This window comes from Anaerostipes faecalis, from assembly GCF_018982945.1.
Classification (GTDB): domain Bacteria; phylum Bacillota; class Clostridia; order Lachnospirales; family Lachnospiraceae; genus Anaerostipes; species Anaerostipes faecalis.
This window is the reverse complement of record NZ_JABRXE010000004.1, coordinates 140,679-165,869: the sequence shown is the minus strand read 5'-3', so window position 1 is coordinate 165,869 and position 25,191 is coordinate 140,679. Positions and strand designations below refer to the sequence as shown.

Genomic DNA, 25,191 nt, shown 5'->3' with positions numbered 1-25,191 from the left:
TTATTTAATTATCCTTCTCTTCCATATATTCTATTCCTATTAGCGTCAGTCCTTTTGCTGGAAGTTTTGGCCCTACAGCTACTCTTTCTTCGCTGGAAAGTATTTCCCTGATCCATTCCGGGTCCTTTCTGCCACGACCTACTTCCAGTATGGTTCCTGCCATTAATCGCACCATATTATATAAAAATCCGCTTCCTGTAACCCTCATAGTAATGTATTTACCCTGTTGAGTTACTTTACAGTCATATATTTCTCTTACATAAGATGTAACTTGTGCTTTGCTGCTGCACATGCTAATAAAACAGTGCTCTCCTTTAAAATAACCTGCCGCTTCATTCATCTTCTCCACATCAAGAGGTACATACACAAAATGATGATGGCGTCTTGTAACCGGATTGTCATAGTGTGCATGGTAAAAGGTGTATTCATAGGTTTTTCTAGTATCCTGATGACGCGGATGAAAATCCAATGGCACTTCTTTTGAAGATTGGATGATAATATCTTCAGGAAGTCTTGCATTTAATGCCTTTGCCATACGTTCTCCTGGTATTTTGCTTTCTGTGTCAAATACTGCCACATTTCCAAGAGCATGAACACCAGAATCGGTTCTGCTTGCACCTATTACTTTAATTTCTTCCCCAAGAAGTTCTGATAAAGTCTGATTTAACACAGCTTCGATGGTAATGTCATTTGGCTGAATCTGCCAGCCATAATAATTTGTCCCATCATAGGCGACTTCTAATTTTATACGTTTCATGATCTATCTCCATGGACTGCAAAATGATAAATAAATCATTACAGCCAAAAATACCAACAAAATCAGATAACCAATTTTATCTCTGGTTTCATATCTCAATGGTTTCATTTTTGTTCTTCCCTGTCCACCGTGATAACACCGGGATTCCATAGCCAGTGCCAGATCATTGGCTCTGCGAACAGCGGCTACAATTAAAGGTACAACAATCGGCACCATACTTTTTACTCGCTTTAAAAGTCCTCCAGATTCAAAATCAATTCCTCTGGCTGTCTGTGCCTTCATGATTTTATCCAGTTCTTCTGTAAGAATCGGAATAAATCTTAAAGCAATGGACATCATCATTGCAATTTCATGGACAGGAATCTTTAATGCATTAAGAAATCCCAGGGATTTATCCAGCCCATCTGTCAATTCATTTGGCGTTGTAGTAAAGGTAAGCAATGAAGTTCCCATTATCAGCATAATCAGACGACTTCCCAGATAAACTGCCATTCTAAGGCCTTCTTTGCTAATACTGATAAACCCCACTTGAAAAATCGGCTTTCCCGGAATGAAAAGCATGTTGATTCCCACAGAAAAAACTAAAATAACCGCTACAGATTTCAATCCTCTTATAATAAAAGACACCGGTACTGTTGATAATCCTATCATTATCAACAAAAAGCCCAGTGACATTACATAATTCACTGGTGATTTATGCAAAAAAAGCGTAATTACATATATCAGTGTCCCAAATAATTTTACTCTCGGGTCCAGCCTGTGTAAAACTGAATCTGATCTATAATATTGTCCAATGGTAATATCTTTAAGCATCTTCTGATTTCCTTCTTAATACTTTCAAAATTTCATCTTTTGCTTCTTGTAATGTTAAAATATCCTTTTTTACAGGAAAACCGTGGTCATTTAAATCTTTTGCCAGATAAGTGAAAAATGGTACTGACAGTCCTATTTTTTCCAGATCCTTCTGATGAGAAAATACTTCTCTTTTATTCCCATCAAACAATACAGATCCCTGGTTCATTACAATCATTCTATCCACATATGATGCTACATCTTCCATACTATGGGATACTAAAATAATAGAAATACCTTTTGTTTCATGAAGGTTTTTTAACAGATTAAGAATCTGATCCCTTCCGATTGGATCAAGTCCTGCTGTTGGTTCATCTAATATAAAATATTCTGATTCCATAGCCAGAATTCCAGCAATAGCTACACGTCGTTTCTGTCCCCCAGACAACTGAAAAGGAGATTTTGAAAATAGTTCTTCTTTTATACCCACATCAAAAAGCGCTTTTCTGGCAATCTCCTCTGCTTCTTCTCTGGACTTTCCAAAATTCATTGGCCCAAAGCAAACATCATCTAAGATTGTAACTTCAAAGAGCTGGTGTTCTGGATATTGAAAACAGATTCCAACCTTTCCTCTCAGTCCTCTCAGATCAAAATCCTTATCAAAAATATCCTGACCATTAAAAAATATTTTTCCATTTGTCGGTCGAACTAATCCATTGAGGTGCTGTATAAGAGTTGATTTTCCAGAACCTGTATGCCCTACAATACCAATAAATTCTCCTTCATGAATCTCTAAGTTTACATCCTTCAATGCATAATTCTTATTCTGGGAATTATCTTCATAAATATAATCCACATGTTCTAAATCAATTGACATAATTCCTCCACAAGTTCTTCTCTGGTCGTTATGGTATCTGACAATGGTACTCCCTCTTTTCGAAGTTCATAGGAAAGCTCCGTGGCATACGGAACTTCCAGACCTAGTTCTTTCATTTTCTCCACATGAGGAAACACTTCCTTAGGTGTACCATCCATCGCTATTTTCCCATGATCCATTACAATAATTCGATTTGCAAAAAGTACCTCTTCCATATGATGTGTTACCATGATAATGGTGATATTTTTTTCCTGATTCAATTCCTTTACTAAGGATAGCACATGTTCTCTTCCCTTCGGATCCAGCATTGCTGTAGGCTCATCTAAAATAATGCATTCCGGTTCCATTGCCATAATTCCTGCAATGGCAACTCTTTGCTTCTGTCCACCAGATAAATGATTGGGACTGGCTTCCTTATAAGCTGTCATTCCAACGCCTTCCAATGCTCTTGTTACACGCTTCCATATATCTTCTACAGACGCTCCCATATTTTCCGGACCAAATGCTACATCCTCTTCCACAATAGTCCCAACAATCTGATTATCGGGATTTTGAAATACGATACCTGCACTTTGCCGGATTTTCAGCAGATTTTTTCTGTCTTTTGTATCCATTCCTTTTACATATACAGTTCCACTGGTTGGCATAAGCAGACCATTGATATGTTTTGCCAAAGATGATTTTCCAGAGCCATTCTTTCCAAGAATAGCTATAAATTCTCCCTTTTCCACTGAAATATCTATATCATCAATGGCTGTGATTTCCAGATTTTCCTCTTCTGTATCTCCGACGGTTATATATTTGTGTACTAGGTTTTTAATCTGTAAAATTGACATGTTTTTCTCCTTAACTCATTGTTTCCTATTATACAAAAAAGAATCTTCCTTGGCAAGATTCTTCATAATAAATGAAACAAGGTCTTTTCATGGAAGAACAACGCGTAGCATTTATTATTACATAGGAAATTCAAAGAAATTTCCTATGTAATAATAAAAGGGTATCTTAGTGTTTACTAAAATACCCTTAATGTTGTGTTGTCGATTTGGAATTATTTATTTATCCACAGCCTTTCGGCTTGGATTTGCTTAGTATTTAATATAGATTCACTATACTAATTCAAGTAATACTTCTAATGCTCCATCACCTTTACGCTGAGCGATCTTAACGATTCTTGTATATCCACCATTGCGATCTGCATATTTTGGTGCATACTCATCAAATAATTTCTGAGTTAAGTCTACTTTTTTAGTATTAGCTTTTTTACCAGCTGCTTCTGTAGGAACTTCAGTTACAGGATATAATACCTTTAACATCTGTCTTCTTGCATGTAAGCGGGATGGCATATCTTTTTTGATTTCTTTCTGAACTGTTTCATAAACAGTTACTTTCTTACCATCTACAACTTCTTTTACACGTTTTCCATCAGCATCTTTTTTTGCAACTTTTGCGTCAACAGTAACTGTTTCAAAGTTGTCTTTTTCTTTTACAGCTAAAGCAATGAGCTTTTCAGCTACTTTGCGGATTTCTTTTGCTTTTGCTTCTGTTGTAACGATCTTTCCATGATGTAAAAGATTTGTTACTTCAGCACGAATCAGTGCTTTTCTCTGGGAAGAAGTTCTTCCTAATTTTCTATACATTGCCATTTTATTGACCTCCTGTGTTTTTTCGCCTTGCCTACTTCTTCCTTCAGCCTAGGCGGGTCTGGTTACTATTCGTCTCCTGAACTTAAAGATAATCCAAGTTCATTTAATTTTGCTAAAACTTCTTCTAATGATTTACGTCCAAGGTTACGAACTTTCATCATATCTTCTGAAGTCTTATTTGTTAATTCTTCTACTGTATTGATACCAGCTCTCTTTAAGCAGTTGTATGAACGAACAGATAATTCTAATTCATCAATGCTCATTTCAAGAACTTTTTCTTTCTCATCATCTTCTTTTTCAACCATAACTTCTGCAGTCTTGGCATTCTCAGATAAATCAACGAATAAGTTCAAATGCTCGCATAATACTTTTGCTGCTAAGCTGACAGATTCATCTGGTGTAAGAGTTCCATTTGTAAATACATCTAATGTCAGTTTATCATAATCTGTAATCTGACCCACACGTGTATTTTCTACTTTTAAGTTTACTCTCTCAACTGGTGTGTAAATTGCATCTACAGCAATTTCATCAATAGCTTTTCCTTCTTTATCTGCCTTGTCAGCACCAACATATCCACGGCCTTTCGTAATTGTAAGTTCCATATCCAGTTTACTGCTTTCATCGCTTAATGTTGCAATGACCAAATCCGGATTTAAAATTTCAATATCACTATCAGCCTTAATATCTCCTGCTGTTACAACACCCTGTCCTGAGAACTCAATATAAGCCTGTTTTGGTTCCATGGATGAGCTGTTGTTCTTAATCGCCAGAGATTTGATGTTCATAATAATTTCAGGTACATCTTCCTTTACTCCTGGAATAGAACTGAATTCATGCAGAACACCTTTCATCTTTACAGAACTTACTGCTGCTCCCGGTAAGGAAGAAAGCATGATACGTCTTAAGGAATTCCCAAGAGTTGTACCATAACCTCTTTCCAAAGGTTCTACAACAAAACGTCCAAAACGATTATCTTCTGAAATCTCACTAATTTCAATATTTGGTTTTTCAAATTCAAACATATGGGCCCTCCTTTTGGCTTAAGATTGACTTGAGGGTTATTATTTAGAATATAATTCGACGATCAGTGTTTCATTAACTGGTACATCGATTTCTTCTCTTGTAGGGAGTTCTTTTACAGTTCCTGTAAAGTTATCATGATCAGCTTCTAACCATGATGGAACCATTCTACCATCAGTAACTTCTAAGATTTCTTTATATCTTGGAGAATTTCTATGTTTTTCTTTGATTTCGATCACATCACCAACTTTTACCTGGTAAGATGGAATATTAACCTGTTTTCCGTTTACCAGTACATGTTTGTGGTCAACAATCTGTCTACATTCTTTTCTTGTTCTTCCATATCCTAAACGGAACATAACATTGTCAAGACGCAGCTCTAATAAAGTCATAAGGTTTGTACCTGTCTGACCTTTCATTCTTTCAGCTCTAGCATAGTAGTTTCTGAAAGGTTTTTCTAATACACCATAGATGAATTTAGCTTTCTGCTTTTCGCAAAGCTGAAGACCATATTCACTTTTTTTTCTGTTTGCTCTATTTAAAGATCTATTTGATTTTTTATCAATTCCTAAAAAGACTGGATCTAAACCTAAGGATCTGCATCTCTTTAAGACTGGAGTTCTATCAATTGCCATCTTTTATATCCTCCTAATTAAACTCTTCTGCGTTTTGGTGGGCGACATCCATTATGTGGAACAGGTGTTACGTCACGAATGCTAGTAACTTCTAATCCAGCTGCTGATAAAGCACGAATAGCAGCTTCTCTTCCTGAACCAGGACCTTTTACCATTACGTCTACTGTTTTTAATCCATGCACTAATGCTGCTTTTGTAGCAGTTTCTGCAGCCATCTGAGCTGCATATGGTGTAGATTTTTTAGATCCTCTGAATCCTAATCCACCTGCACTTGCCCAAGAAAGAGCATTTCCCTGTGCATCTGTTAATGTAACAATTGTATTATTAAAAGATGACTGAATATGTGCCTGTCCGTGCTGTACATTCTTCTTTACACGTTTTTTCGCACTTTTCTTTGTAACTTTAGCCATAATTACGTATACCTTTCTTTCTTCATTTCATTTCAATAAGGTTTTCATCAATCAAGAAGTCTTATGTCTCCCAGACTGTACATGCAGCCGGGTGTATCACAAAACGATACCTTATTTCTTCTTATTTGCTACTGTTTTCTTAGGACCTTTACGTGTTCTTGCATTAGTTTTTGTTTTCTGTCCACGGCAAGGTAATCCCTGTCTATGACGTTTTCCTCTGTAGCATCCAATTTCTTTTAATCTCTTAATGTTAAGAGCGATTTCTCTTCTTAAATCACCTTCTACAACCTGTGTTTCGTTGATAACTGCGCTCAGTCTCTTAACTTCATCATCAGTTAAATCACGAACACGTGTATCAGGATCTACGTTAGCTTCTGCCAAAATACGTTTTGCGCTGGAAAGACCGATTCCATAAATATAAGTAAGACCAATCTCTACACGCTTTTCTCTTGGTAAATCAACACCTGAAATACGAGCCATGTTTTTTCTTCCTCCAAAAATAAATAATAACATTGTCGAATTAAGGGCAATCCATATATCCGCGTACGGTGAAATGACATATATGTCTCTTCCTTAATTATCTTTTCTATCTATATAAATAATCAGTATGAGTGTACCTGTCCTCATACTGCAGCCGCCAAATTTAATGTGTGTGTATTATTACACAGCACAAAAACACCAAGTGCACTGTTTAACAGTTTACCGGTGAATGCACAGTCAAACAAGGACCTCTGCATTTTATCTAGATTCATAAAACTGCAGACTATCCCTGTCTCTGTTTGTGTTTTGGATTTTCACAGATTACTCTGATAGATCCTTTTCTTTTAATAACCTTGCATTTTTCGCAAATTGGTTTTACAGATGCTCTAACCTTCACTTGAATTCTCCTTTCAAAAAACGTTCGTACACGATTATACCATCATAATTTTTATTTTTCAAGAGTTTTTTACTTATCTCTCCAAATAATTCTTCCTTTTGTTAAATCATATGGAGATAAAGCTAATGTTACTTTGTCCCCTGGTAAAATTTTAATGTAGTTCATACGAAGTTTTCCACTGATATGTGCAAGAACTACATGTCCACCTTCGATTTCAACTTTAAACATTGCATTTGGTAATTTTTCTAATACGATTCCTTCAATTTCAATTGCCTCTGATTTTGCCATTTTTTCATCCTCCTATTCAGACAACGTCAATATTTCATACCCATCTTCTGTAATTGCGATGGTATTTTCATAATGTGCGGATAAGCTTTCGTCTTCCGTAACAACAGTCCAGTCATCATCCATCCAGGCCACTTCAAATGTTCCCTCATTTACCATTGGCTCGATGGCTAATGTCATTCCTGGTCTTAATTTAATTCCCCTTCTTCTTTCTTTGAAGTTTGGAATCTGTGGGTCTTCATGAAGATGAGTTCCGATTCCATGTCCCACCAGATCTCTTACAACAGAATATCCATTGCTTTCGACATGTTTTTGAATAGCCTCTGAAATATCAAACAAATGATTTCCAGGCTTTGCAAATTTCATTCCTTCAAAAAAGCTTTCTTTTGTTACTCTGATCAGACGAGCAGCTTCTTCTGAAATATTTCCCACACCATAGGTTCTTGCCGCATCTGAATGATATCCTTCATAGATCAATCCGGCATCAAGACTTACAATATCTCCATCCTGTAAAATCCTGTCTGCTCTTGGTATTCCATGGACCACTTCATCATTCACTGATACACAGATTGATGCCGGGTAACCATTATAATTCAGAAAGTTTGGAATACATCCATAGGAGCGAATAGCTTTTTCACCAAACTGATCAATCTCTAATGTAGAAATCCCTGGCCGAATAATCTCAGCCAGCTGATTATGTACATCTTCAAGGATTTTCCCTGCTTCTCTCATTAATGCAATTTCTTTTTTAGATTTTATTGTGACTGCCATATTTTATGCCTCTAAAATAGATTTAATCTCATCAAAAACAACTTTAATATCCTGAGTTCCATCAATTTCAAACAAGGAGCCAGCTTCTTTATAATGTTTAATTAAAGGAGCTGTCTGTTCATGATACACATCCAGACGCTTCTTTACTGTTTCTTCTTTATCATCATCACGAAGCACCAGTTCTCCGCCACATGTATCACAGCAGTTTTCTTTTTTCGGAGGATTATATACAAGATGGAATATTGCTCCACACTCTTTGCAAGAACGTCTTCCAGACATTCTTTTAATGATATTTTCATCTGGTACTTCAATATCAATTGCGTAATCAATCTTGGCTCCTTCTTTTGCCAATGCTCCATCCAGAGCATCTGCCTGAGGAATTGTTCTAGGGAATCCGTCTAAAATGAATCCTTCTGCACAGTCATCTTTATGAATACGATCTACAACAAGATCACATACCAGTTCATCTGGTACCAGAAGTCCCTGATCCATATATTCCTGAGCCTTTTTACCTAATTCCGTTCCTTCTTTAATATTGGCTCTAAAAATATCACCTGTTGAAATATGCGGAATCTTATATGCTTCTGCAATCTGCTTAGCCTGAGTACCTTTTCCTGCTCCTGGAGCACCTAACATTATAATTTTCATAATTAACCCTCCTTTACAATAATGCATAATAAAGCGGACAAGACCACCTTAACTCCTTATAAGCACAAAGAAGCTGTAGTGAAACTACAGCTTCTTTTTATACTTACTCACTTAAAAAACCAGAATAATTCTGTACTAACAATTGTGACTTGATCTGTTTGATTGTTTCAAGAATAACACCTACAACGATGATGATGGATGTTCCTCCAAATGAAACACTTGCACCAAAAACTCCATTAAAGAAAAATGGTACAATTGCAACAATTGTTAGTCCTGCAGCTCCTATAAATATAATATATTTTAATATTTTATTCAAGTAATCTACTGTAGGTTTTCCCGGTCGGATTCCTGGAATAAAACCGCCCTGCTTTTTCATATTATTTGAAATTTCCAACGGATTAAAAGTAATCGATGTATAGAAATATGCAAACAAGATAACAAGCACAATGTAGATCACCAATCCAAGTGATCTTTTTGGATGAGCTGCATCAAACCAGGTGGACGAATTTAAACTTGTCAATACCTTTCCAAAAAATCCGTTATTTTCATAATGGAATAAGTTCTGCAGCATTACTGGAAACTGCATAATGGATGAAGCAAAGATAATTGGGATCACCCCTGCTGTATTGACTTTTAAAGGAATGTTGCTGGACTGTCCACCAACCAGCTTTCTTCCCTGCATCTTCTTAGAATACTGTACCGGTATATGGCGCTCTGCATCTGATAAGATAATAACAAATACAACCATTGCAAGTATTACACCTGCAATCACACATCCTGCAATAAGCGCAGGCCCGATTTGTTTCCCTTTCATAAACTGATTATAAAGAGATACAAAATCTCCCGGCATTCCAGAAACTATGTTAATTAACAGGATAATAGAAATACCATTCCCTATTCCGCTTTCTGTAATGCGTTCCCCAAGCCACATAACAAGTACTGCACCTGCTGTCAGCGCAATAATCATTGTGACAATAGTAAACTTTGTATAATCGGTTCCCAAAGCACCTCTGTTGGCAAATCCAATTGCCAGTCCGGCACCTTCGATAACCGCGAGAACAACTGTTACATATCTTGTAATCTTTGCCATTCTCTTTCTTCCATCTTCTCCATCTTTCTGCATTTCTTCCAACGCTGGAATGACGATGGTCATAAGCTGCATAATAATGGAAGATGTGATATATGGTGTTACACTTAATGCAAATACAGACATCTGCATAAATGAACCTCCGGTGAAAGAGTTCAGAAGGCTGAATGAATCGCCTAATGTACTCTTCAGATATGCACTGATCTGTGCACTATCAATCTCCGGTATTGGTAACTGTGATCCAAAACGAACAACAATTAATATTAGTGTCGTAAATAATAGTTTTTTTCTTAGTTGCTTGTTTTTAAAAGCGCTGACTACAGCGTTTGACATACTAGATCACCTCAGCTTTTCCACCCAGTGCTTCGATTTTTTCTTTAGCACTTGCGCTGAATGCATTTGCTTTTACATTCAGTTTCTTAGTAAGTTCTCCATTTCCTAAGATTTTGACACCGTCTCTTGGATTAGAAACGATTCCTGCTTCAATTAATGTTTCTACAGATACTTCTGCACCATCTTCAAATCTTTCTAAAACAGATACATTGATTCCAACGATTTCTTTAGAATTAATACATTTGAAACCTCTCTTTGGAATACGTCTGTATAAAGGCATCTGTCCACCTTCAAAACCTGGTCTTACTCCACCGCCTGAACGAGCTTTCTGTCCTTTATGTCCTTTACCTGCAGTTTTTCCATTTCCTGAACCATGTCCACGACCTCTTCTAAATGCGTCGCTATGAGTAGATCCTTCTGCAGGGCGTAAGTTTGATAATTCCATTCCTTGCACACCTCCTTGCCGAATAATTTTAGATTTCTTCTACTTTTACTAAATGTTTCACCTGGTGAATCATTCCGCGAGTTGCTGCGTTATCCGGCAGCTCAACTGTTTTATTAAGCTTTCTAAGCCCTAAAGCTTCTACAGTTTTTTTATGTTTTGGAATTGCACCGATTGTTGATTTTACTAAAGTAATTCTTAATTTATCTGCCATTTTCGATTTCCTCCTATCCTAATAGCTCTTCTACTGATTTTCCACGTAGTTTTGCTACCTGTTCCGGAGTCTTTAAGTTCTTTAATCCTTCGATTGTTGCAAGTACAACGTTCTGTTTATTATTAGAACCTAAAGATTTTGAACGAATGTTTGTATATCCTGCAAGTTCAAGTACAACACGAGAAGGTCCACCAGCGATGATACCAGTACCTTCTGGAGATGTCTTTAATAATACAGATGCTCCACCAAAATGACCTGTGAAGTCATGTGGGATTGTTCCTTTTTCATCGATTGGTACTTCAACTAATTTTTTCATTGCAGCTTCTTTACCTTTACGGATAGCTTCTGGAATTTCAGCTGCTTTTCCTAATCCAGCACCAACATGACCATTTTTATCCCCTACAACAACTAATGCTGCAAATCTCATGTTACGTCCACCTTTTACAACTTTTGTAACTCTCTTGATGGATACAACTTTTTCTTCCAGCTCTAACTGACTAGGGTCGATAAGTGTATGCTTCATTTGACTTCCTCCTATTAGAATTTCAGACCAGCTTCACGAGCTGCATCTGCTAATGCTTCAATTTTTCCATGATAAATAAATCCGCCTCTGTCAAAGACAACTTCTGTAATACCTTTTGCCAGAGCTCTTTCAGCGATAACTTTTCCTAAATAGCTAGCTGCGGCAACATCGTTTGTTTTATCAAGTTCCGCTTTTACGTCTTTCTGAGTTGTTGAAGCAGATACTAATGTATTTCCAACAGTGTCGTCAATAATCTGAGCGTACATATGATCATTACTTCTAAATACACTTAAGCGAGGTCTTTCGCTTGTTCCATTGATTCTATTGCGAAGTTTATAGTGTTTTTTCGCACGAATCTTGCTTCTTGATTCTTTTCTAATCATCCTATATCACTCCTTTATTTAGCCCCGGTTTTACCAACTTTACGTCTAATAACTTCGTCAGCATACTTGATACCTTTTCCTTTGTAAGGTTCAGGTTTTCTAAGTTCTCTGATTTCAGCTGCGTACTGTCCAACTTTTTCTTTGTCAATACCTTTTACGATAATGATGTTCTGTCCTTCCATAACAGTTTCAATACCTTCTGGGTCAGACATAACAACAGGATGAGAGAAACCAAGGTTAAAAGTGATTTCTTTTCCTTTTTTCTGTGCTCTGTAACCAACACCATTGATTTCCAGTTTCTTTTCGTATCCTTCAGATACACCTGTAATCATGTTGGCAATTAATGATCTTGTAAGACCATGTAAAGACTTCATTTTCTTTAAGTCATTTGGTCTTGTAACAACAACCTGATTATCTTCAACTTTGATTGTCATTTCTACTGGTAAATTCTTTTCCAGTGTTCCTTTAGGACCTTTTACAGTCACTTTGTTTCCTTCTTCAATCTTTACCTCTACTCCTGCAGGGATATCGATTGGTAATCTACCTATACGAGACATAGGTTACCTCCTTAAATTGTCGGAAGGGATAAAAATCCCTTCTGTTTTCAGAATGATTTGAAATATTGCTTTCATACGATATTCATAAATATAAGAAGTTACACTCGACTAGCGTAAAAACTTCGTTTTCACTTGTTTTTACTGAGTCTCGGTAACGGCTTTCGCACTAAACTCGAACATCACTTACGCTCGTTCTTGTCAAGTGCTCAATGCCTACCAGATAAATGCTAATACTTCTCCACCCACGTTTGCTTTTCTTGCTTCTTTATCAGTTAACAGTCCTTTGTTTGTTGAGATGATCGCAATTCCCAGTCCACCTAATACTTTAGGAAGTTCTTCTGCTCCAGCGTAAACACGGAGACCTGGTTTAGAGATTCTCTTAAGTCCTGTAATGATTTTTTCATTTTTATCTGCACCGTATTTTAATGTAATTACGATTGTGCTGAATGAACCTTCTTCTTTGATGTCATAAGCTTTGATGAAACCTTCTTTTAATAAGATTTCTGCAATCGCTGTCTTCATCTTAGAAGCAGGAATTTCTACTGTATCATGTTTCGCAATATTTGCGTTACGAATTCTTGTAAGCATATCTGCAATTGGATCGCTCATTGTCATTTATATGTTCCTCCTTCCTTATTCTACCAGCTTGCCTTTTTGACACCTGGAATCTGTCCTTTATATGCTAATTCACGGAAGCAAACTCTGCAAATTCCGTATTTTCTTAAATATGCATGTGGACGTCCACAGATTCTACAACGGCTATATTCTCTTGTTGAGAATTTTGCTTTTCTTTTTTGTTTTGCAACCATTGACTTCTTAGCCATGGGAACCCTCCTAACTATTTCTTAAACGGCATACCAAATAAAGTTAATAATTCACGAGCTTCTTCATCAGTGTTCGCTGTTGTAACGAAGATAATATCCATTCCTCTTACTTTATCAACTTTATCGTATTCGATTTCAGGGAAAATTAACTGTTCCTTAATACCTAATGCGTAGTTACCTCTTCCATCGAAAGAGTTCTGGTTAACTCCTCTAAAGTCACGTACACGAGGTAATGCTAAGTTAATTAAACGATCAGCGAATTCATACATTCTTTCACCACGTAATGTAACTTTACATCCGATAGGCATACCTTCTCTTAACTTAAAGTTCGCAACAGACTTTCTTGCTCTTGTTACGACTGCTTTCTGACCTGAAATTTTTTCAAGATCAGCAACTGCAGAATCTAAAAGCTTTTTATTTTCTTTTGCTTCACCAACGCCCATATTGATAACGATCTTTTCAAGCTTTGGTACCTGCATAATATTCTTATATTCGAATTTTTTCATCATAGCATCTTTAATTTCGTTGCTATACTGTTCATGTAATCTACTCACCTGCGTAAACCTCCTCTCTCTAATTAGTCGATAACTTCGCCAGTTGCACGTGCAACACGTACTTTTTTACCATCAACTACTTTATAGCCAATCTTTGTTGTTTTTCCATTATGCACATACATTACATTGGAAACATCCATTGGTCCTTCCTGGCTTACGATTCCTCCCTGCTGATTTGCAGGACTAGGTTTTGTATGCTTTGTGATCATGTTGGCACCTTCAACTGTAACAGTACCTTTTTTCTGATCAACAGCAATTACTTTTCCTTCTTTATCTTTATCTTTACCAGCGATAATCTTAACTAAATCGCCTTTTTTAATTCTAATTGCTGACACAGTGTTTCCTCCTTATAATACTTCTGGTGCTAATGAAACAATCTTCATGAATTTCTTGTCTCTAAGCTCTCTTGCCACTGGTCCAAAGATACGAGTTCCTCTTGGATTCATATCGTCTTTGATAATTACAGCAGCATTTTCGTCAAATTTAATATAGGAACCATCTTTACGACGAGCACCTTTCTTTGTACGAACTACAACTGCTCTTACTACATCACCTTTTTTTACAACGCCACCTGGTGTTGCATCTTTGACTGTAGCAACGATCACATCACCAATGTTAGCATATCTTCTGGTAGATCCTCCTAACACACGAATGCAAAGGATTTCTTTTGCTCCTGTGTTGTCGGCTACTCTAAGTCTTGACTCCTGCTGAATCATTCCTTTATTCTCCTTTCCAACTGAACAAAAAGATTATTTTGCTCTTTCGATAACTTCTACAAGTCTCCATCTTTTATCTTTAGAAAGAGGTCTTGTTTCCATAACTTTTACTCTATCTCCAATGTTACATTCGTTATTTTCGTCATGAGCCTTTAATTTGTAAGTTCTCTTAACGATTTTCTTATATAAAGGATGTTTTACGTTGTCTTCGATTGCAACTACGATTGTTTTATCCATTTTATCACTGATAACACGACCTACACGTGTCTTTCTTAAATTTCTTTCCACAACAAATTCCTCCTTTCGAATTTACTAAGCATTAGCTTTTGCTGTAATTGCACCCTGAATACGTGCAATATTTCTTCTTACTTCTTTGATTCTGCTTGTATTCTCAAGCTGATTTGTTGCATTCTGGAATCTTAAATTGAATAATTCCTTTTTCGCAGCTACTAGCTCATTGTTTAATTCGTCTAATGACTTATTATTTAATTCTTTTACAAAATCTTTAGTTTTCACTGTTGTCACCGCCTTCTAAAGCTTCACGAGAAACAATTTTACACTTTACAGGTAGTTTGTGTACAGCAAGACGTAACGCTTCTCTTGCGAGCTCTTCACTTACGCCACCGATTTCAAACATAACTCTTCCTGGTTTTACAACTGCTACCCAATATTCTAAGTTACCTTTACCTTTACCCATTCGAGTTTCAGCAGGCTGTGCTGTAACTGGTTTGTCAGGGAAAATCTTAATCCAAACTTTACCACCACGTTTGATGTAACGAGTCATGGCAACACGGGCTGCTTCGATCTGGTTTGCTGTGATCCATCCTGGTTCACAAGCTACGATACCGAATTCACCGTATGTGATTTTATTACCGCGTAATGCTTTTCCGCGCATGCTTCCACGGAACTGTTTACGACGTTTTACTCTTTTTGGCATTAACATTATTTATTTCCCCCTTCCTTTTTTGATGGAAGTACTTCACCATGGTAAATCCATGTCTTAACTCCGACTTTACCATAAGTTGTATCTGCTTCAGCAAATCCGTAATCAATATCTGCACGAAGTGTCTGAAGAGGAATTGTTCCTTCGCTGTAGAACTCTGTACGAGCCATGTCTGCTCCACCTAAACGTCCGGAAACAGCTGTTTTAATTCCTAAAGCACCAGCTCTCATTGTACGCTGCATGCAGGATTTCATTGCACGTCTGAAAGAAATACGATTTTCTAACTGCTGTGCAATATTTTCTGCAACTAACTGAGCGTCTTTATCTGGTCTTTTTACTTCCTTAACATCAATCAGTAACTTTTTGTCTGTCATCTTCTGGATTTCTTTTTTCAGTTCTTCGATGGATGCTCCACCTCTACCGATAACTACTCCAGGTTTTGCTGTATAAACAATTAATTTTACTCTATCAGATGCTCTTTCGATTTCAACTCTTGAAATTCCAGCATTATATAATTTTTTCTTTACATATTTTCTGATTTTATCGTCTTCTACAAGATTATCTGCAAAATCATCTTCTGCATACCATCTAGAATCCCAATCTTTAATAATTCCGACTCTCAGACCATGAGGATTTACTTTCTGTCCCATGTTTGCCTCCTTCTATCTTTCATCAAGCACCAGTGTAATGTGGCTCATTCTATGTTCAATTCTATAAGCTCTACCCTGTGCTCTAGGTTTTACTCTCTTCATTGTAGGTCCTTTATTTGCATAACATTCTGCAATATAAAGGTTTTCTGGGTCCATTCCATTATTATTTTCTGCATTAGCAATTGCAGATTTTAATAATTTTTCAATTAATGTTGAAGCATATCTTGGATTGTAAAGTAAAATTCCAAGTGCTGTTTCTACGTCTTTTCCTCTGATCGCATCTAATACAAAAGCTGCTTTTGTTGTAGAAACTCTAGCATTTCTTAATGTAGCTTTTGGTCTTGTATCTTTGTTTGCATTTCTCTCTTTTTTGTACTGAGATCTGCTGTATTTCTTAGCCATTTAAATGAAACCTCCTTCCAAACTTGATTATCTCATTCCGGATTTTTTCTCAGCTTTATGTCCACGGAAAGTTCTTGTTGCTACGAACTCTCCAAGTTTGTGTCCAACCATATCTTCTGTAATATAAACTGGCACATGTTTTCTTCCATCATGAACAGCAATTGTGTGTCCTACGAATGATGGGAAGATTGTAGAACGACGAGACCATGTTTTAATAACACTTTTGTCTCCTGCTTCGTTCATAGCGTCTACTTTCTTAAGCAGACTCTTATCTGCAAATGGTCCTTTTTTAAGTGAACGAGCCATAAGTTACCTCCTTGTACTATTTAACAGTTTTACCATCTCTTCTTCTTACGATCATCTTGTTAGATTGTTTGTTTTTCTTACGTGTCTTAAGTCCTAATGCAGGTTTACCCCAAGGTGTGCATGGTCCTGGTCTACCAATACCAGTCTTACCTTCACCACCACCGTGTGGATGGTCATTAGGGTTCATAACAGAACCACGAACTGTTGGGCGGATACCCATATGACGTTTACGTCCTGCTTTACCAATGTTAACAAGGTCGTGTTCGATGTTTCCAACCTGACCGATAGTAGCTCTACATACTACAGGCACCATTCTCATTTCACCAGATGGTAAACGAAGTGTTGCATATTTTCCTTCTTTTGCCATTAACTGTGCTGAGTTACCTGCAGAACGTACTAACTGTCCACCTTTTCCAGGATACATTTCAATATTGTGAACTTCTGTACCAACTGGAATATTTGCCAATGGAAGGCAGTTTCCAACTCTGATTTCTGCTTCCGGACCGTTCATAAGAGTTGTTCCAACGGCTAATTTGTTCGGAGCAATGATATATCTTTTTTCACCATCTGCATATGTTAATAATGCGATGTTTGCTGTTCTGTTTGGATCGTATTCGATTGCTGTTACTGTAGCAGGAATTCCATCCTTATTTCTCTTAAAGTCAATAATTCTATATTTTCTTCTAGATCCGCCTCCGCGGTGTCTTACTGTGATTTTACCCTGATTGTTACGACCAGCGTTCTTCTTTAAAGAAGTTACCAGAGATTTTTCTGGAGTTGATTTTGTAATAGTATCAAAATCTAATCCGGTCATATGTCTTCTAGAAGGTGTATATGGGTTATATGATTTGATTCCCATGTTGATCTCCTTTCAAATCTGTTTTATTATCACGCTTGTACTGCGTATAGTCTTTAGCTGCTAAATTTTACAGTCCTTCGAAAATTTCAATATCAGCACTTTCTGCTGTTAACTGAACGATTGCTTTCTTTGTTTTAGCAGTTTTTCCAAAAGTCATTCCACGTCTTTTTGTTTTACCATCATTGTTCATTGTGTTAACTTTTGCCACTTTTGTTCCTTCGAACATTTTTTCCACTGCTTCTTTAATCTGGGATTTAGTTGCAGATGGATGAACTAAAAAAGTATATTTCTTTTCAGCCATTGCATTCATACTTTTTTCTGTTACAACCGGCTTTAAGATAACGTCATAATATTTAATATCTGCCATTATGCATATACCTCCTCGATATTTGCAACTGCTTCCTTAGAAACAACTACAGTGTCGTATTTCAAAATATCATATACATTGATTGTGCTTGTCAATGCTGTTTTTACACCAGGAATGTTTCTTGCAGATAAGATTAAGTTATCATTCTTATCTCCCATTACTACTAATGCTTTGCTTACATTGAAGCTGTCTAACATATTTTTAACATTCTTAGTTTTGATTTCGTCGAATTTAAATTCATCTACTACGATAAATTTATCTTCCTGAACTCTGGATGTTAAAGCAGATTTCAGAGCTAAACGTCTTTCTTTTTTGTTTAACTTTTTGCTGTAATCTCTTGGTGTTGGAGCAAATACAACTCCACCGCCTGTCCACTGTGGAGCACGGATAGATCCCTGTCTTGCATGACCTGTTCCTTTCTGTCTCCAAGGTTTTCTTCCACCACCACGAACTTCAGAACGTGTTTTAGCTTTCTGAGTTCCCTGACGGTTATTTGCTAACTGGCTTACAACTGCCAGATGTACTAAATGTTCATTTATTTCTACGCCAAAGATGCTGTCATTAAGATCTAATTTTTCAACTTCTTTGCCTTCCATGTTTAACACAGATACTGTTGCCATCTTAAATAGTCCTCCTTTCTTTTAAAGACCTATGCCTTTACTGATTCTTTTAACATTACTAAAGATTTTTTAGGTCCTGGTACAGCACCTTTTACTAAAATAATGTTCTGTTCAGCGTCAACTTTTACTACTTCCAGATTCTGGATTGTAACTCTTTCAGCTCCCATATGTCCTGGCATTTTCTTTCCTTTGAATACTTTACTAGGATCAGATGCCATACCATTGGAACCTGCATGACGATGATATTTAGAACCATGGGCAGATGGACCTGATTTCAAACCATGACGTTTGATACCACCAGCATATCCTTTACCTTTTGATGTTGCAGTTGCATCAATTTTATCTCCTGCTGCGAAGATGTCAGCTTTAATTTCCTGACCTACTGTATATTCTTCTGCATTTTCAAATCTGAACTCTCTTACAAATCTCTTTGGAGTTACAGAAGCTTTATCGAAATGCCCTTTCTGAGGTTTGTTGATTCCTTTTTCTTTTTTATCAACAAATCCAACCTGAACTGCACTGTATCCGTCATTTTCAACTGTCTTTACCTGAGTAACGACACAAGGTCCTGCCTGTAATACAGTAACTGGAATCAACACTCCATCTTCATTGAAGATCTGAGTCATTCCGACTTTTGTTGTTAAAATCGCTTTTTTCATTTTGATTGTTCCTCCTATTAATCTACAGCGGATTATAACGTGTTACGTTGTAATCATCCTAGACGCTACAAGCTTAAGGGGATACCTCACTACTCATAACCCTTCGGGATTACTTATTTTGTCTTCATCTTGATGTCGATGTACACACCAGCTGGTACTTCTACTTTTGATAAAGCATCAACTGTTTTCTGTGTTGGTGTAATAATATCAATTAATCTTTTATGAGTTCTCTGTTCGAACTGTTCTCTGGAATATTTATACTTATGTGTTGCTCTAAGAATTGTGATGATTTCTTTCTTAGTTGGCATAGGTACTGGTCCACTCACCTTAGATCCTGTTTTTTTAACTGTTTCGATAATACTCTTTGCGCTTGCATCGATTAACTGATGATCATACGCTTTCAATGTAATTCTCATTACCTGACTTGCTGCCATAAAAAAAGCCGCCTCCTTTTCGCACTATAATTTTCTTGTAGCACGACAAGTGGTGACTGTACACTCCTCCGTGTGTATCGTGAAATCTACACACTGCGTCTCTATTTGTAGTATTCTTTTTGAATACATGCAAAAATAAATAGATTGTAATTCGTACAGTGACTTGTCGCCAGTTTTAACAACTTGACATTTGCTCCACGGAAAACCTGCACCGGCTTTTACCGGTACAGCAACCTCACGCTTCAACGCTATCAAGGTCACAACGATTAGATTATATATGAAAAGAAAGGGAAATGCAAGAATTTTTTTCACTTTTTTTGAATGTATGAAAGAAAGTACAATAAAGCAGATTTCTAGTACATATATAATAGAAGAAACTCATTTCTCTCACCGAATATTACGAAATAGTTAGAATCATACAATATATCTTAAATTTAAAAATAATCCTTCACCTGCACACCTGACAGGCAAAGGATTAAAATATATTATAAGTAGTTTCCAAACCGGTCTTTTTCCGGTTCATTTCCTGCTTCAATCATTTCATTCAACAACGGGAAACGATAAGTTCTTCCATCATCTCCAATGCGAATCTGCTTTTTGGTTAATTCCTGTATCTGATTCATTTCATCTTTAGTTAACTCAAAATCAAATATATCTTTATTTTGAAGAATACGCCCCGGATTTGCAGATTTTGGAACAACTCCAAATCCATTTTGCACATGCCAGTGCAAAATAATCTGTGCCGGTGTTTTTTTATGTGTTTCTGCAATTTTTCTGATCACCGGATCCTCCATCACATTTCCGCTGGCTATATGTCCTGAATGACCTTCCGCACTTGTTTTAGGATCTCGTCTTGCTTCTCCTCCTGCTGACAAAGGACTCCATGAAACCGGAAATACATTATTTTCTCTACAATAATCTACAATCTCATATTGCATTAAGTATGGATGCATTTCAATCTGATTTACCATCGGCATAATTCCTGTGTTTTGTGCACATTGTTCCATATGCTCCGGATAAAAATTACTAACTCCAATGGACCGGATCATACCTTCCTCATACATACGCACCAGTGCCTTCCATGTAGGCACGTATTTATCTTCTCCCGGCCAGTGAATAAGAAACAGATCCAGATATTCCAGTCCAAATCGTTTCAGCGAAGCCTCCACTGCATACATGGTATTATCATAGCCCTGAAAACGATTTCTTATTTTGGATGTTATAAAAAATTCATTTCTTTTTTTACCAGATTGACGAATTCCCTCCCCCACTGCTTCTTCATTTAGATAGACCTGAGCTGTATCCACAGCTGTATAACCATTTTTCAATGCATACGCAACCATTTCTGAGCATTTTTCACCTTTTAGTTTCCATGTTCCAAATCCCAGATATGGCATTTCTACTCCATTCTCTAAAGTTCTTACCGGTATCTTCATATATTCCACCTCTTTCATTTCTCGTAATAACGGGGAGAAAAGAGTGTTGCACCAGAAGTACAACACTCTCTAATATACAAATATCTCTTTTTACCTAAACAGCTGCTGTAATTTTAATCTATTCCATATTTGCATGACGTTTAAACAAATCTTCATTTGTCTGATTTGTTAATTTCATCAAATCCATTACCATTGCATCATAGGTAATCCAGCATAATTCCTCAAAGGATGAACCGGAAGCCTGCACAGATGCTTTTCCTTTCCCTTTCACTTTTTCAGTTTCTCCAGGAATCTTAATCGCAGCATCCGCCATAGATCCGATGGTATTTTCCGGGAACATGGTAAGTGTTGCGACTTTAGCTCCCTGCTCTTTTGCTTTTTGGGAATTAGACACAAGACTTGCTGTATTTCCTGAACCAGAACCTACAATTAATAAATCTCCTGCCTGAATAGATGGTGTCGTTGGTTCTCCAACAAAATATACCGTATATCCAAGATGCATCAAGCGATTAGAGAATCCTCTTGCAGCAAATCCAGAACGTCCGGCACCACCGATGAAAATACGGTTTGCTTCTGTAATGAGCTTTTCCACAGCTTTTAAATCGTCATCATTGATCTGTGCTGCATTTTCTTTTAACTCATCAAGAATCGCAAAAATATTTTTACATTCTGTCATAATTTAATTTCCTCCCGACTCTTATAACATAGCCTCTTTGATTGCTTTTGCTTCTGCTACCGGATCTTCTGCACGTCCAATAGCACTTCCCACAATTACAATATCCGGTTTTAAGGCTACATATTTATCGATTGTTTTGCTGTTGATTCCTCCAGCTACCGCAATTTTAGATTTTTTAGCGCACTGAACCATTACTTCTAAATCCTGAATTGGTTCTCTTCCAACAGCCTGTGCATCTCCTCCAGTATGTACAGCCAATACATCAACTCCAACTTCCTCTAATTCTGCTACTTTTCCAGGAATATCTTCAACTGTAATCATATCAACAACTAATTGTTTTCCATAATCCTGTGTTGCTTTAAAAGCACCTTTTACTGTTAATAAATCAGCTACTGCACAAACTGTTACATAATCAGCTCCTGCTTTAATTGCATTTTCTGCTTCAAGATATCCCCCATCCATGATCTTGCAATCTGCCAGAACTTCTTTATCAGGGAATGCTTTTTTAAATGTTTCAACTGCATTATTTCCAGAATCAAGGCAGAATGGAGTACCAATTTCAATAATATCTACATAATCTTTTACCTTTTCCATGAATTCTAATGCTGCATCCATTTTCATTTCATCTAAAGCTAACTGTAATTTCATAATTCTTCCTCCTAAAATTCTATAAAATCATTTTTTATATTATCTTTTACTTTATTTTTTTAATTCATTGTAATACTTTACAATTTCATTAAACATTCTGCTTCCTTCTTCGATTCCTGTATAATGAGGAATTGCTTTTTCAATTCCATTATCAGCAACGTACTGAAGTAATTCTACAGACTGCTCATCTTCTTTCACATCAAACAAGAATGCAGCTGCAATTCCTTTTAATAACATGGCATTTGGAAGTCCCGCTTCTTCACACTGAGTTGCCGGTCCTACCAAACGGTCTTCTGGTCCAAGCTTACGGATTGGTGCTCTGGAAATACGTGATACTGTATCTGTGATTCCAGGTGTCAGGAAACGGTTTACTGCAAATTCAATATAATCTGCCATTTCCTGGTGTGTAAATCCATGTTTCTTCTCCAGCAGCGCTGCCACTTCAAACATAACATCTTTTGTCATCTTTACATTTTCTTCTGATGCAAAATAGTCCTGAATAATTTCATATCCCATCAGATGTGCCATGTATCCAGACCATGCATGACCACAGTTGATAGTATAAAGCTTTCTTTCAAGGAATTTCTGCAGATTATCTGTATATTCTGCACCTTTGATTGGAGGATTCTCCGGATCTGTCAGTTTATTTACCTCCACTGCCAATTCATGATCTTTACCGATTTCTATTCCGTCTCTTCCATCACGATCTGTCCCAAATACCATACGGTCAACGGCTGTATTTGGAATTGCTGCAATACTCTCTAACTCTTCTTCAGAAATAATCCCTGTAGCAACAATTTCTTTTTTCAGCATATCACCACAGAACAATGCATTTTCACAAGGGATTACATTTATCTTTTCTTTTCCTGCATCCAATCTTGCTTTTAACCCTTTTGCGAGATTTCCTGCAATTTTAGGGAAGTTATCTGCCAGAACCGCAGTTGTTACAACATCTGCGTCTACGATTGCCTGTGCAACTTCTTCTCCCTGTGTAATCGGAGATAATGCAGATACTTTATCAATTTCTTTTCTTTTATAATCTTCTTCAATAACATACAGATAGTAGTTATGGTATTTGTTCAGTTCTTCATTTACTTTTTCGTTTACATCCACGAATACGATCTCATAACCGGTATCATGCAGTAAATCAGCAATAAATCCTCGTCCGATTTTTCCCGCTCCAAAATGTACAGCTTTCATTTTTTTCTTCCTCCTAAAAACATTTCCTTTATATTTCTATTCCCGGTGACTTTGCTTCATAATCCAAAAGTTCCTTTAGCTCTTCGTCCAGCTTCATCACGGTTAATGCTGCCCCATTCATATCCAGAGAAGTCACATAATCTCCAATAAACACTTTATAAATAGAAAGTCCTTTTTCCTTCAGGTATGCTTCGATCTGATCATACAGGACATACAATTCCATAACCGGTGTTGCTCCAAGACCAGATAACAGCACAGCCACTTCATCTCCACTATCTGGTTCTAAATCTGCAACCACTGCTTCAGCCATATCTCTTGCAATATCTTTTGCCGGTTTCAGTTTTTGTACATTAATACCCGGCTCACCATGATGTCCTATACCAAATTCCATATTACCATCATCAATCTGGAAATTTGGATGTCCCACAGCCGGGATGGCACATGGTTCCAGACCCACACAAATGCTTCTGGTATTATCCACTGCTTTCTGTGCAGTTTCTATAACCTCATCTAAATCTGCACCCATGGCAGCTTTAGCTCCGCCGACTTTCCACATGAAAACACCACCGGCAATTCCATGTCTCTTTTCTTTTGTTTCCTTTGGAGAAGATGCCACATCATCTGTTGCAGTAACAAATTTAACAGTAACACCTTTCTTTTTTGCCATGCGCACTGCCATTTTAACATTCATATTATCACCAGCATAATTACCAAAAAGACAGGCAACACCTTTTCCCGCATCTGCTTCCATAAATGCATCATAAAAGGCCTGTGCCGATGGAGAAGAAAAAATTTCTCCTACCGCAACTGCATCCATCATATTTTTGCCTACATATCCAAGAAATGCCGGTTCATGACCGCTTCCGCCTCCAGTTACAAGTCCGACTTTTCCTTCAACTGGTGCATCTTTATATTTTACAACCCGGTCATTGTTTTCTGAGCGGACAATTAAATCATCATATGCTTTCACAAAACCTTTGACCATATCTTCAACAATATAATCCGGATCATTTACAAATCTCTGCATTGATTTACTCCTTTTACTCTAAGTTTGTATGTCGTCCCATCATTTCTTCACTGGTCTGGCCCAGTCTATCCATCAGAGTCATAATAATACTGTCATACGTAAGCCAGCTCATTTGTTCAAACAAATTCCCCATTGGCTGAACAGATTCTGCCAGGTTCTTTTCTCCTTCTGCTTTTTTTGGTGTTGATCCGGGAACAGTTACAATAACATCAGCCATCTGTCCTATAGTATGAGCAGGGAACATTGTAACAGTTGCGATTTTAGCTCCAACCCCTTTAGCTTTTTCGCCCATGACAATTAAGCTCTTAGTTGTTCCTGATCCTGATCCAAGAATAATAAGATCTCCTTCTTTAATTGGAGGGCAGGAAATTTCTCCTACAAAATGTACATCAAATCCCATGTGCAGAAGTCTATTTGTAAAACCTCTTGCTGCAAGTCCTGAACGTCCTGCTCCTGCCAGAAAAATCTTTTCTGCATTTACCACAGCGTCAGCTAAAGCCTGAATTTCCTCTTCTTTTACCATTCCAGAATATTTTGATAATTCATCCGTTATCATTTTTAATTTTTTGGCTTCCATACTTCCAACTCCTTCTTATGGACAATTTCATTGTGTTGT

At 37.1% G+C, this 25,191-nt stretch carries 41 protein-coding genes; all 41 read right to left on the bottom strand.

Annotated elements, in window-relative coordinates; genetic code table 11:
- Window positions 1-4 precede the first annotated feature (4 nt).
- The gene (truA, locus tag KTB61_RS06485) at window positions 5-757 is read right to left on the bottom strand and encodes a tRNA pseudouridine(38-40) synthase TruA (protein WP_075760143.1); all 753 of its coding nucleotides are present in this window, start codon (window positions 755-757) and stop codon (window positions 5-7) included.
- Window positions 758-760: 3 nt separating this feature from the next.
- On the bottom strand, window positions 761-1,570 hold the full coding sequence (locus KTB61_RS06480) for an energy-coupling factor transporter transmembrane component T family protein (protein WP_075760142.1): 810 nt from the start codon (window positions 1,568-1,570) through the stop codon (window positions 761-763).
- Window positions 1,563-2,426 carry an energy-coupling factor transporter ATPase gene (locus tag KTB61_RS06475; protein WP_216697050.1) on the bottom strand — a complete coding sequence of 288 codons (864 nt, stop codon included), beginning with the start codon at window positions 2,424-2,426 and terminating at the stop codon, window positions 1,563-1,565. Before KTB61_RS06475 ends, KTB61_RS06480 begins: the two co-directional genes overlap by 8 nt.
- Window positions 2,411-3,262, bottom strand: coding sequence for an energy-coupling factor transporter ATPase (locus KTB61_RS06470; protein ID WP_216697049.1), 852 nt, complete (start codon window positions 3,260-3,262; stop codon window positions 2,411-2,413). Before KTB61_RS06470 ends, KTB61_RS06475 begins: the two co-directional genes overlap by 16 nt.
- A 270-nt stretch (window positions 3,263-3,532) precedes the next feature.
- Complete coding sequence (locus KTB61_RS06465) at window positions 3,533-4,069, bottom strand: bL17 family ribosomal protein (protein WP_075760139.1); 537 nt, start codon at window positions 4,067-4,069, stop codon at window positions 3,533-3,535.
- Window positions 4,070-4,134: 65 nt separating this feature from the next.
- Window positions 4,135-5,091, bottom strand: a complete 957-nt coding sequence (locus KTB61_RS06460; protein ID WP_075760138.1) for a DNA-directed RNA polymerase subunit alpha — start codon at window positions 5,089-5,091, stop codon at window positions 4,135-4,137.
- Between the two features lie 39 nt (window positions 5,092-5,130).
- Entirely contained in the window at window positions 5,131-5,724 is a 594-nt protein-coding gene (rpsD, locus tag KTB61_RS06455; protein WP_075760137.1) for a 30S ribosomal protein S4, read from the bottom strand.
- A gap of 17 nt (window positions 5,725-5,741) precedes the next feature.
- Window positions 5,742-6,134 (bottom strand): 30S ribosomal protein S11, encoded by a 393-nt coding sequence (rpsK, locus tag KTB61_RS06450; protein ID WP_075760136.1) that lies wholly within the window; start codon window positions 6,132-6,134, stop codon window positions 5,742-5,744.
- 111 nt (window positions 6,135-6,245) lie between these two features.
- Window positions 6,246-6,614, bottom strand: coding sequence for a 30S ribosomal protein S13 (rpsM, locus tag KTB61_RS06445; RefSeq protein ID WP_075760135.1), 369 nt, complete (start codon window positions 6,612-6,614; stop codon window positions 6,246-6,248).
- Window positions 6,615-6,897: 283 nt separating this feature from the next.
- The gene (gene rpmJ / locus KTB61_RS06440; RefSeq protein WP_075760134.1) at window positions 6,898-7,011 is read right to left on the bottom strand and encodes a 50S ribosomal protein L36; all 114 of its coding nucleotides are present in this window, start codon (window positions 7,009-7,011) and stop codon (window positions 6,898-6,900) included.
- A gap of 69 nt (window positions 7,012-7,080) precedes the next feature.
- Window positions 7,081-7,299 carry a translation initiation factor IF-1 gene (infA, locus tag KTB61_RS06435; protein ID WP_075760133.1) on the bottom strand — a complete coding sequence of 73 codons (219 nt, stop codon included), beginning with the start codon at window positions 7,297-7,299 and terminating at the stop codon, window positions 7,081-7,083.
- A gap of 12 nt (window positions 7,300-7,311) precedes the next feature.
- Window positions 7,312-8,067, bottom strand: coding sequence for a type I methionyl aminopeptidase (map, locus tag KTB61_RS06430; RefSeq protein ID WP_075760132.1), 756 nt, complete (start codon window positions 8,065-8,067; stop codon window positions 7,312-7,314).
- A gap of 3 nt (window positions 8,068-8,070) precedes the next feature.
- Window positions 8,071-8,715 carry an adenylate kinase gene (locus KTB61_RS06425; protein ID WP_075760131.1) on the bottom strand — a complete coding sequence of 215 codons (645 nt, stop codon included), beginning with the start codon at window positions 8,713-8,715 and terminating at the stop codon, window positions 8,071-8,073.
- A gap of 103 nt (window positions 8,716-8,818) precedes the next feature.
- The gene (gene secY / locus KTB61_RS06420) at window positions 8,819-10,135 is read right to left on the bottom strand and encodes a preprotein translocase subunit SecY (protein ID WP_075760130.1); all 1,317 of its coding nucleotides are present in this window, start codon (window positions 10,133-10,135) and stop codon (window positions 8,819-8,821) included.
- 1 nt (window position 10,136) lies between these two features.
- Window positions 10,137-10,580 carry a 50S ribosomal protein L15 gene (gene rplO / locus KTB61_RS06415; RefSeq protein ID WP_075760129.1) on the bottom strand — a complete coding sequence of 148 codons (444 nt, stop codon included), beginning with the start codon at window positions 10,578-10,580 and terminating at the stop codon, window positions 10,137-10,139.
- A 28-nt stretch (window positions 10,581-10,608) separates the two neighbouring features.
- Window positions 10,609-10,791: a 50S ribosomal protein L30 gene (gene rpmD / locus KTB61_RS06410; RefSeq protein ID WP_075760128.1), complete on the bottom strand. Its 183-nt coding sequence runs from the start codon at window positions 10,789-10,791 to the stop codon at window positions 10,609-10,611.
- A gap of 13 nt (window positions 10,792-10,804) precedes the next feature.
- Window positions 10,805-11,314: a 30S ribosomal protein S5 gene (gene rpsE / locus KTB61_RS06405; RefSeq protein ID WP_075760127.1), complete on the bottom strand. Its 510-nt coding sequence runs from the start codon at window positions 11,312-11,314 to the stop codon at window positions 10,805-10,807.
- Between the two features lie 14 nt (window positions 11,315-11,328).
- Window positions 11,329-11,697 (bottom strand): 50S ribosomal protein L18, encoded by a 369-nt coding sequence (rplR, locus tag KTB61_RS06400; RefSeq protein ID WP_075760126.1) that lies wholly within the window; start codon window positions 11,695-11,697, stop codon window positions 11,329-11,331.
- 14 nt (window positions 11,698-11,711) lie between these two features.
- Window positions 11,712-12,254: a 50S ribosomal protein L6 gene (rplF, locus tag KTB61_RS06395; RefSeq protein WP_075760125.1), complete on the bottom strand. Its 543-nt coding sequence runs from the start codon at window positions 12,252-12,254 to the stop codon at window positions 11,712-11,714.
- Window positions 12,255-12,467: 213 nt separating this feature from the next.
- Window positions 12,468-12,869: a 30S ribosomal protein S8 gene (gene rpsH, locus KTB61_RS06390; protein ID WP_216697048.1), complete on the bottom strand. Its 402-nt coding sequence runs from the start codon at window positions 12,867-12,869 to the stop codon at window positions 12,468-12,470.
- Window positions 12,870-12,892: 23 nt separating this feature from the next.
- Window positions 12,893-13,078, bottom strand: coding sequence for a type Z 30S ribosomal protein S14 (locus KTB61_RS06385; protein WP_008393389.1), 186 nt, complete (start codon window positions 13,076-13,078; stop codon window positions 12,893-12,895).
- A 14-nt stretch (window positions 13,079-13,092) separates the two neighbouring features.
- On the bottom strand, window positions 13,093-13,632 hold the full coding sequence (rplE, locus tag KTB61_RS06380; RefSeq protein WP_075760123.1) for a 50S ribosomal protein L5: 540 nt from the start codon (window positions 13,630-13,632) through the stop codon (window positions 13,093-13,095).
- A 23-nt stretch (window positions 13,633-13,655) separates the two neighbouring features.
- Window positions 13,656-13,967 (bottom strand): 50S ribosomal protein L24, encoded by a 312-nt coding sequence (rplX, locus tag KTB61_RS06375; protein ID WP_075760122.1) that lies wholly within the window; start codon window positions 13,965-13,967, stop codon window positions 13,656-13,658.
- A gap of 12 nt (window positions 13,968-13,979) precedes the next feature.
- Window positions 13,980-14,348 carry a 50S ribosomal protein L14 gene (gene rplN, locus KTB61_RS06370; RefSeq protein WP_009264114.1) on the bottom strand — a complete coding sequence of 123 codons (369 nt, stop codon included), beginning with the start codon at window positions 14,346-14,348 and terminating at the stop codon, window positions 13,980-13,982.
- Between the two features lie 33 nt (window positions 14,349-14,381).
- Window positions 14,382-14,636 (bottom strand): 30S ribosomal protein S17, encoded by a 255-nt coding sequence (rpsQ, locus tag KTB61_RS06365; protein WP_075760121.1) that lies wholly within the window; start codon window positions 14,634-14,636, stop codon window positions 14,382-14,384.
- Window positions 14,637-14,660: 24 nt separating this feature from the next.
- Window positions 14,661-14,864, bottom strand: a complete 204-nt coding sequence (rpmC, locus tag KTB61_RS06360) for a 50S ribosomal protein L29 (protein WP_075760120.1) — start codon at window positions 14,862-14,864, stop codon at window positions 14,661-14,663.
- Window positions 14,854-15,291: a 50S ribosomal protein L16 gene (rplP, locus tag KTB61_RS06355; protein ID WP_075760119.1), complete on the bottom strand. Its 438-nt coding sequence runs from the start codon at window positions 15,289-15,291 to the stop codon at window positions 14,854-14,856. Before rplP ends, rpmC begins: the two co-directional genes overlap by 11 nt.
- Complete coding sequence (rpsC, locus tag KTB61_RS06350) at window positions 15,291-15,941, bottom strand: 30S ribosomal protein S3 (protein ID WP_075760118.1); 651 nt, start codon at window positions 15,939-15,941, stop codon at window positions 15,291-15,293. The genes rplP and rpsC overlap by 1 nt, the downstream gene beginning before the upstream one ends.
- A 12-nt stretch (window positions 15,942-15,953) precedes the next feature.
- The gene (gene rplV, locus KTB61_RS06345) at window positions 15,954-16,343 is read right to left on the bottom strand and encodes a 50S ribosomal protein L22 (protein WP_075760117.1); all 390 of its coding nucleotides are present in this window, start codon (window positions 16,341-16,343) and stop codon (window positions 15,954-15,956) included.
- A 27-nt stretch (window positions 16,344-16,370) separates the two neighbouring features.
- Entirely contained in the window at window positions 16,371-16,649 is a 279-nt protein-coding gene (gene rpsS, locus KTB61_RS06340; protein ID WP_075760116.1) for a 30S ribosomal protein S19, read from the bottom strand.
- A gap of 16 nt (window positions 16,650-16,665) precedes the next feature.
- A complete protein-coding gene (gene rplB, locus KTB61_RS06335) occupies window positions 16,666-17,508 on the bottom strand; it encodes a 50S ribosomal protein L2 (protein WP_075760115.1) in 843 nt (280 codons plus the stop codon).
- Between the two features lie 67 nt (window positions 17,509-17,575).
- Window positions 17,576-17,875, bottom strand: coding sequence for a 50S ribosomal protein L23 (gene rplW / locus KTB61_RS06330; RefSeq protein WP_075760114.1), 300 nt, complete (start codon window positions 17,873-17,875; stop codon window positions 17,576-17,578).
- A complete protein-coding gene (gene rplD, locus KTB61_RS06325; protein ID WP_075760113.1) occupies window positions 17,875-18,495 on the bottom strand; it encodes a 50S ribosomal protein L4 in 621 nt (206 codons plus the stop codon). The genes rplW and rplD overlap by 1 nt, the downstream gene beginning before the upstream one ends.
- Window positions 18,496-18,524: 29 nt before the next feature.
- Complete coding sequence (gene rplC, locus KTB61_RS06320; RefSeq protein ID WP_075760112.1) at window positions 18,525-19,154, bottom strand: 50S ribosomal protein L3; 630 nt, start codon at window positions 19,152-19,154, stop codon at window positions 18,525-18,527.
- 113 nt (window positions 19,155-19,267) lie between these two features.
- Complete coding sequence (gene rpsJ, locus KTB61_RS06315) at window positions 19,268-19,588, bottom strand: 30S ribosomal protein S10 (RefSeq protein WP_216697047.1); 321 nt, start codon at window positions 19,586-19,588, stop codon at window positions 19,268-19,270.
- A 485-nt stretch (window positions 19,589-20,073) separates the two neighbouring features.
- Window positions 20,074-21,024, bottom strand: coding sequence for an aldo/keto reductase (locus tag KTB61_RS06310; RefSeq protein ID WP_216697046.1), 951 nt, complete (start codon window positions 21,022-21,024; stop codon window positions 20,074-20,076).
- A gap of 118 nt (window positions 21,025-21,142) precedes the next feature.
- Complete coding sequence (gene hxlB / locus KTB61_RS06305) at window positions 21,143-21,700, bottom strand: 6-phospho-3-hexuloisomerase (protein WP_075760110.1); 558 nt, start codon at window positions 21,698-21,700, stop codon at window positions 21,143-21,145.
- A 21-nt stretch (window positions 21,701-21,721) separates the two neighbouring features.
- Window positions 21,722-22,348, bottom strand: a complete 627-nt coding sequence (gene hxlA, locus KTB61_RS06300) for a 3-hexulose-6-phosphate synthase (protein ID WP_216697045.1) — start codon at window positions 22,346-22,348, stop codon at window positions 21,722-21,724.
- A gap of 51 nt (window positions 22,349-22,399) precedes the next feature.
- Window positions 22,400-23,548, bottom strand: a complete 1,149-nt coding sequence (locus KTB61_RS06295; protein ID WP_216697044.1) for a mannitol dehydrogenase family protein — start codon at window positions 23,546-23,548, stop codon at window positions 22,400-22,402.
- Window positions 23,549-23,576: 28 nt separating this feature from the next.
- Window positions 23,577-24,575 carry a dihydroxyacetone kinase subunit DhaK gene (locus tag KTB61_RS06290; protein ID WP_216697043.1) on the bottom strand — a complete coding sequence of 333 codons (999 nt, stop codon included), beginning with the start codon at window positions 24,573-24,575 and terminating at the stop codon, window positions 23,577-23,579.
- A gap of 13 nt (window positions 24,576-24,588) precedes the next feature.
- Window positions 24,589-25,152, bottom strand: coding sequence for a 6-phospho-3-hexuloisomerase (gene hxlB / locus KTB61_RS06285; protein ID WP_075760106.1), 564 nt, complete (start codon window positions 25,150-25,152; stop codon window positions 24,589-24,591).
- Window positions 25,153-25,191: the final 39 nt, after the last annotated feature.

Coding starts and splice junctions, on each gene's coding strand:
- truA (WP_075760143.1), bottom strand. CDS start 757: ATGAAACGTATAAAATTAGAAGTCGCCTATGATGGGACAAATTATTAT.
- KTB61_RS06480 (WP_075760142.1), bottom strand. CDS start 1,570: ATGCTTAAAGATATTACCATTGGACAATATTATAGATCAGATTCAGTT.
- KTB61_RS06475 (WP_216697050.1), bottom strand. CDS start 2,426: ATGTCAATTGATTTAGAACATGTGGATTATATTTATGAAGATAATTCC.
- KTB61_RS06470 (WP_216697049.1), bottom strand. CDS start 3,262: ATGTCAATTTTACAGATTAAAAACCTAGTACACAAATATATAACCGTC.
- KTB61_RS06465 (WP_075760139.1), bottom strand. CDS start 4,069: ATGGCAATGTATAGAAAATTAGGAAGAACTTCTTCCCAGAGAAAAGCA.
- KTB61_RS06460 (WP_075760138.1), bottom strand. CDS start 5,091: ATGTTTGAATTTGAAAAACCAAATATTGAAATTAGTGAGATTTCAGAA.
- rpsD (WP_075760137.1), bottom strand. CDS start 5,724: ATGGCAATTGATAGAACTCCAGTCTTAAAGAGATGCAGATCCTTAGGT.
- rpsK (WP_075760136.1), bottom strand. CDS start 6,134: ATGGCTAAAGTTACAAAGAAAAGTGCGAAAAAACGTGTAAAGAAGAAT.
- rpsM (WP_075760135.1), bottom strand. CDS start 6,614: ATGGCTCGTATTTCAGGTGTTGATTTACCAAGAGAAAAGCGTGTAGAG.
- infA (WP_075760133.1), bottom strand. CDS start 7,299: ATGGCAAAATCAGAGGCAATTGAAATTGAAGGAATCGTATTAGAAAAA.
- map (WP_075760132.1), bottom strand. CDS start 8,067: ATGGCAGTCACAATAAAATCTAAAAAAGAAATTGCATTAATGAGAGAA.
- KTB61_RS06425 (WP_075760131.1), bottom strand. CDS start 8,715: ATGAAAATTATAATGTTAGGTGCTCCAGGAGCAGGAAAAGGTACTCAG.
- secY (WP_075760130.1), bottom strand. CDS start 10,135: ATGTCAAACGCTGTAGTCAGCGCTTTTAAAAACAAGCAACTAAGAAAA.
- rplO (WP_075760129.1), bottom strand. CDS start 10,580: ATGGAATTATCAAACTTACGCCCTGCAGAAGGATCTACTCATAGCGAC.
- rpmD (WP_075760128.1), bottom strand. CDS start 10,791: ATGGCAGATAAATTAAGAATTACTTTAGTAAAATCAACAATCGGTGCA.
- rpsE (WP_075760127.1), bottom strand. CDS start 11,314: ATGAAGCATACACTTATCGACCCTAGTCAGTTAGAGCTGGAAGAAAAA.
- rplR (WP_075760126.1), bottom strand. CDS start 11,697: ATGATTAGAAAAGAATCAAGAAGCAAGATTCGTGCGAAAAAACACTAT.
- rplF (WP_075760125.1), bottom strand. CDS start 12,254: ATGTCTCGTATAGGTAGATTACCAATCGATATCCCTGCAGGAGTAGAG.
- rpsH (WP_216697048.1), bottom strand. CDS start 12,869: ATGACAATGAGCGATCCAATTGCAGATATGCTTACAAGAATTCGTAAC.
- KTB61_RS06385 (WP_008393389.1), bottom strand. CDS start 13,078: ATGGCTAAGAAGTCAATGGTTGCAAAACAAAAAAGAAAAGCAAAATTC.
- rplN (WP_009264114.1), bottom strand. CDS start 14,348: ATGATTCAGCAGGAGTCAAGACTTAGAGTAGCCGACAACACAGGAGCA.
- rplP (WP_075760119.1), bottom strand. CDS start 15,291: ATGTTAATGCCAAAAAGAGTAAAACGTCGTAAACAGTTCCGTGGAAGC.
- rpsC (WP_075760118.1), bottom strand. CDS start 15,941: ATGGGACAGAAAGTAAATCCTCATGGTCTGAGAGTCGGAATTATTAAA.
- rplV (WP_075760117.1), bottom strand. CDS start 16,343: ATGGCTAAGAAATACAGCAGATCTCAGTACAAAAAAGAGAGAAATGCA.
- rpsS (WP_075760116.1), bottom strand. CDS start 16,649: ATGGCTCGTTCACTTAAAAAAGGACCATTTGCAGATAAGAGTCTGCTT.
- rplB (WP_075760115.1), bottom strand. CDS start 17,508: ATGGGAATCAAATCATATAACCCATATACACCTTCTAGAAGACATATG.
- rplW (WP_075760114.1), bottom strand. CDS start 17,875: ATGGCAGATATTAAATATTATGACGTTATCTTAAAGCCGGTTGTAACA.
- rplD (WP_075760113.1), bottom strand. CDS start 18,495: ATGGCAACAGTATCTGTGTTAAACATGGAAGGCAAAGAAGTTGAAAAA.
- rplC (WP_075760112.1), bottom strand. CDS start 19,154: ATGAAAAAAGCGATTTTAACAACAAAAGTCGGAATGACTCAGATCTTC.
- rpsJ (WP_216697047.1), bottom strand. CDS start 19,588: ATGGCAGCAAGTCAGGTAATGAGAATTACATTGAAAGCGTATGATCAT.
- KTB61_RS06310 (WP_216697046.1), bottom strand. CDS start 21,024: ATGAAGATACCGGTAAGAACTTTAGAGAATGGAGTAGAAATGCCATAT.
- hxlB (WP_075760110.1), bottom strand. CDS start 21,700: ATGACAGAATGTAAAAATATTTTTGCGATTCTTGATGAGTTAAAAGAA.
- hxlA (WP_216697045.1), bottom strand. CDS start 22,348: ATGAAATTACAGTTAGCTTTAGATGAAATGAAAATGGATGCAGCATTA.
- KTB61_RS06295 (WP_216697044.1), bottom strand. CDS start 23,548: ATGAAAGCTGTACATTTTGGAGCGGGAAAAATCGGACGAGGATTTATT.
- KTB61_RS06290 (WP_216697043.1), bottom strand. CDS start 24,575: ATGCAGAGATTTGTAAATGATCCGGATTATATTGTTGAAGATATGGTC.
- hxlB (WP_075760106.1), bottom strand. CDS start 25,152: ATGGAAGCCAAAAAATTAAAAATGATAACGGATGAATTATCAAAATAT.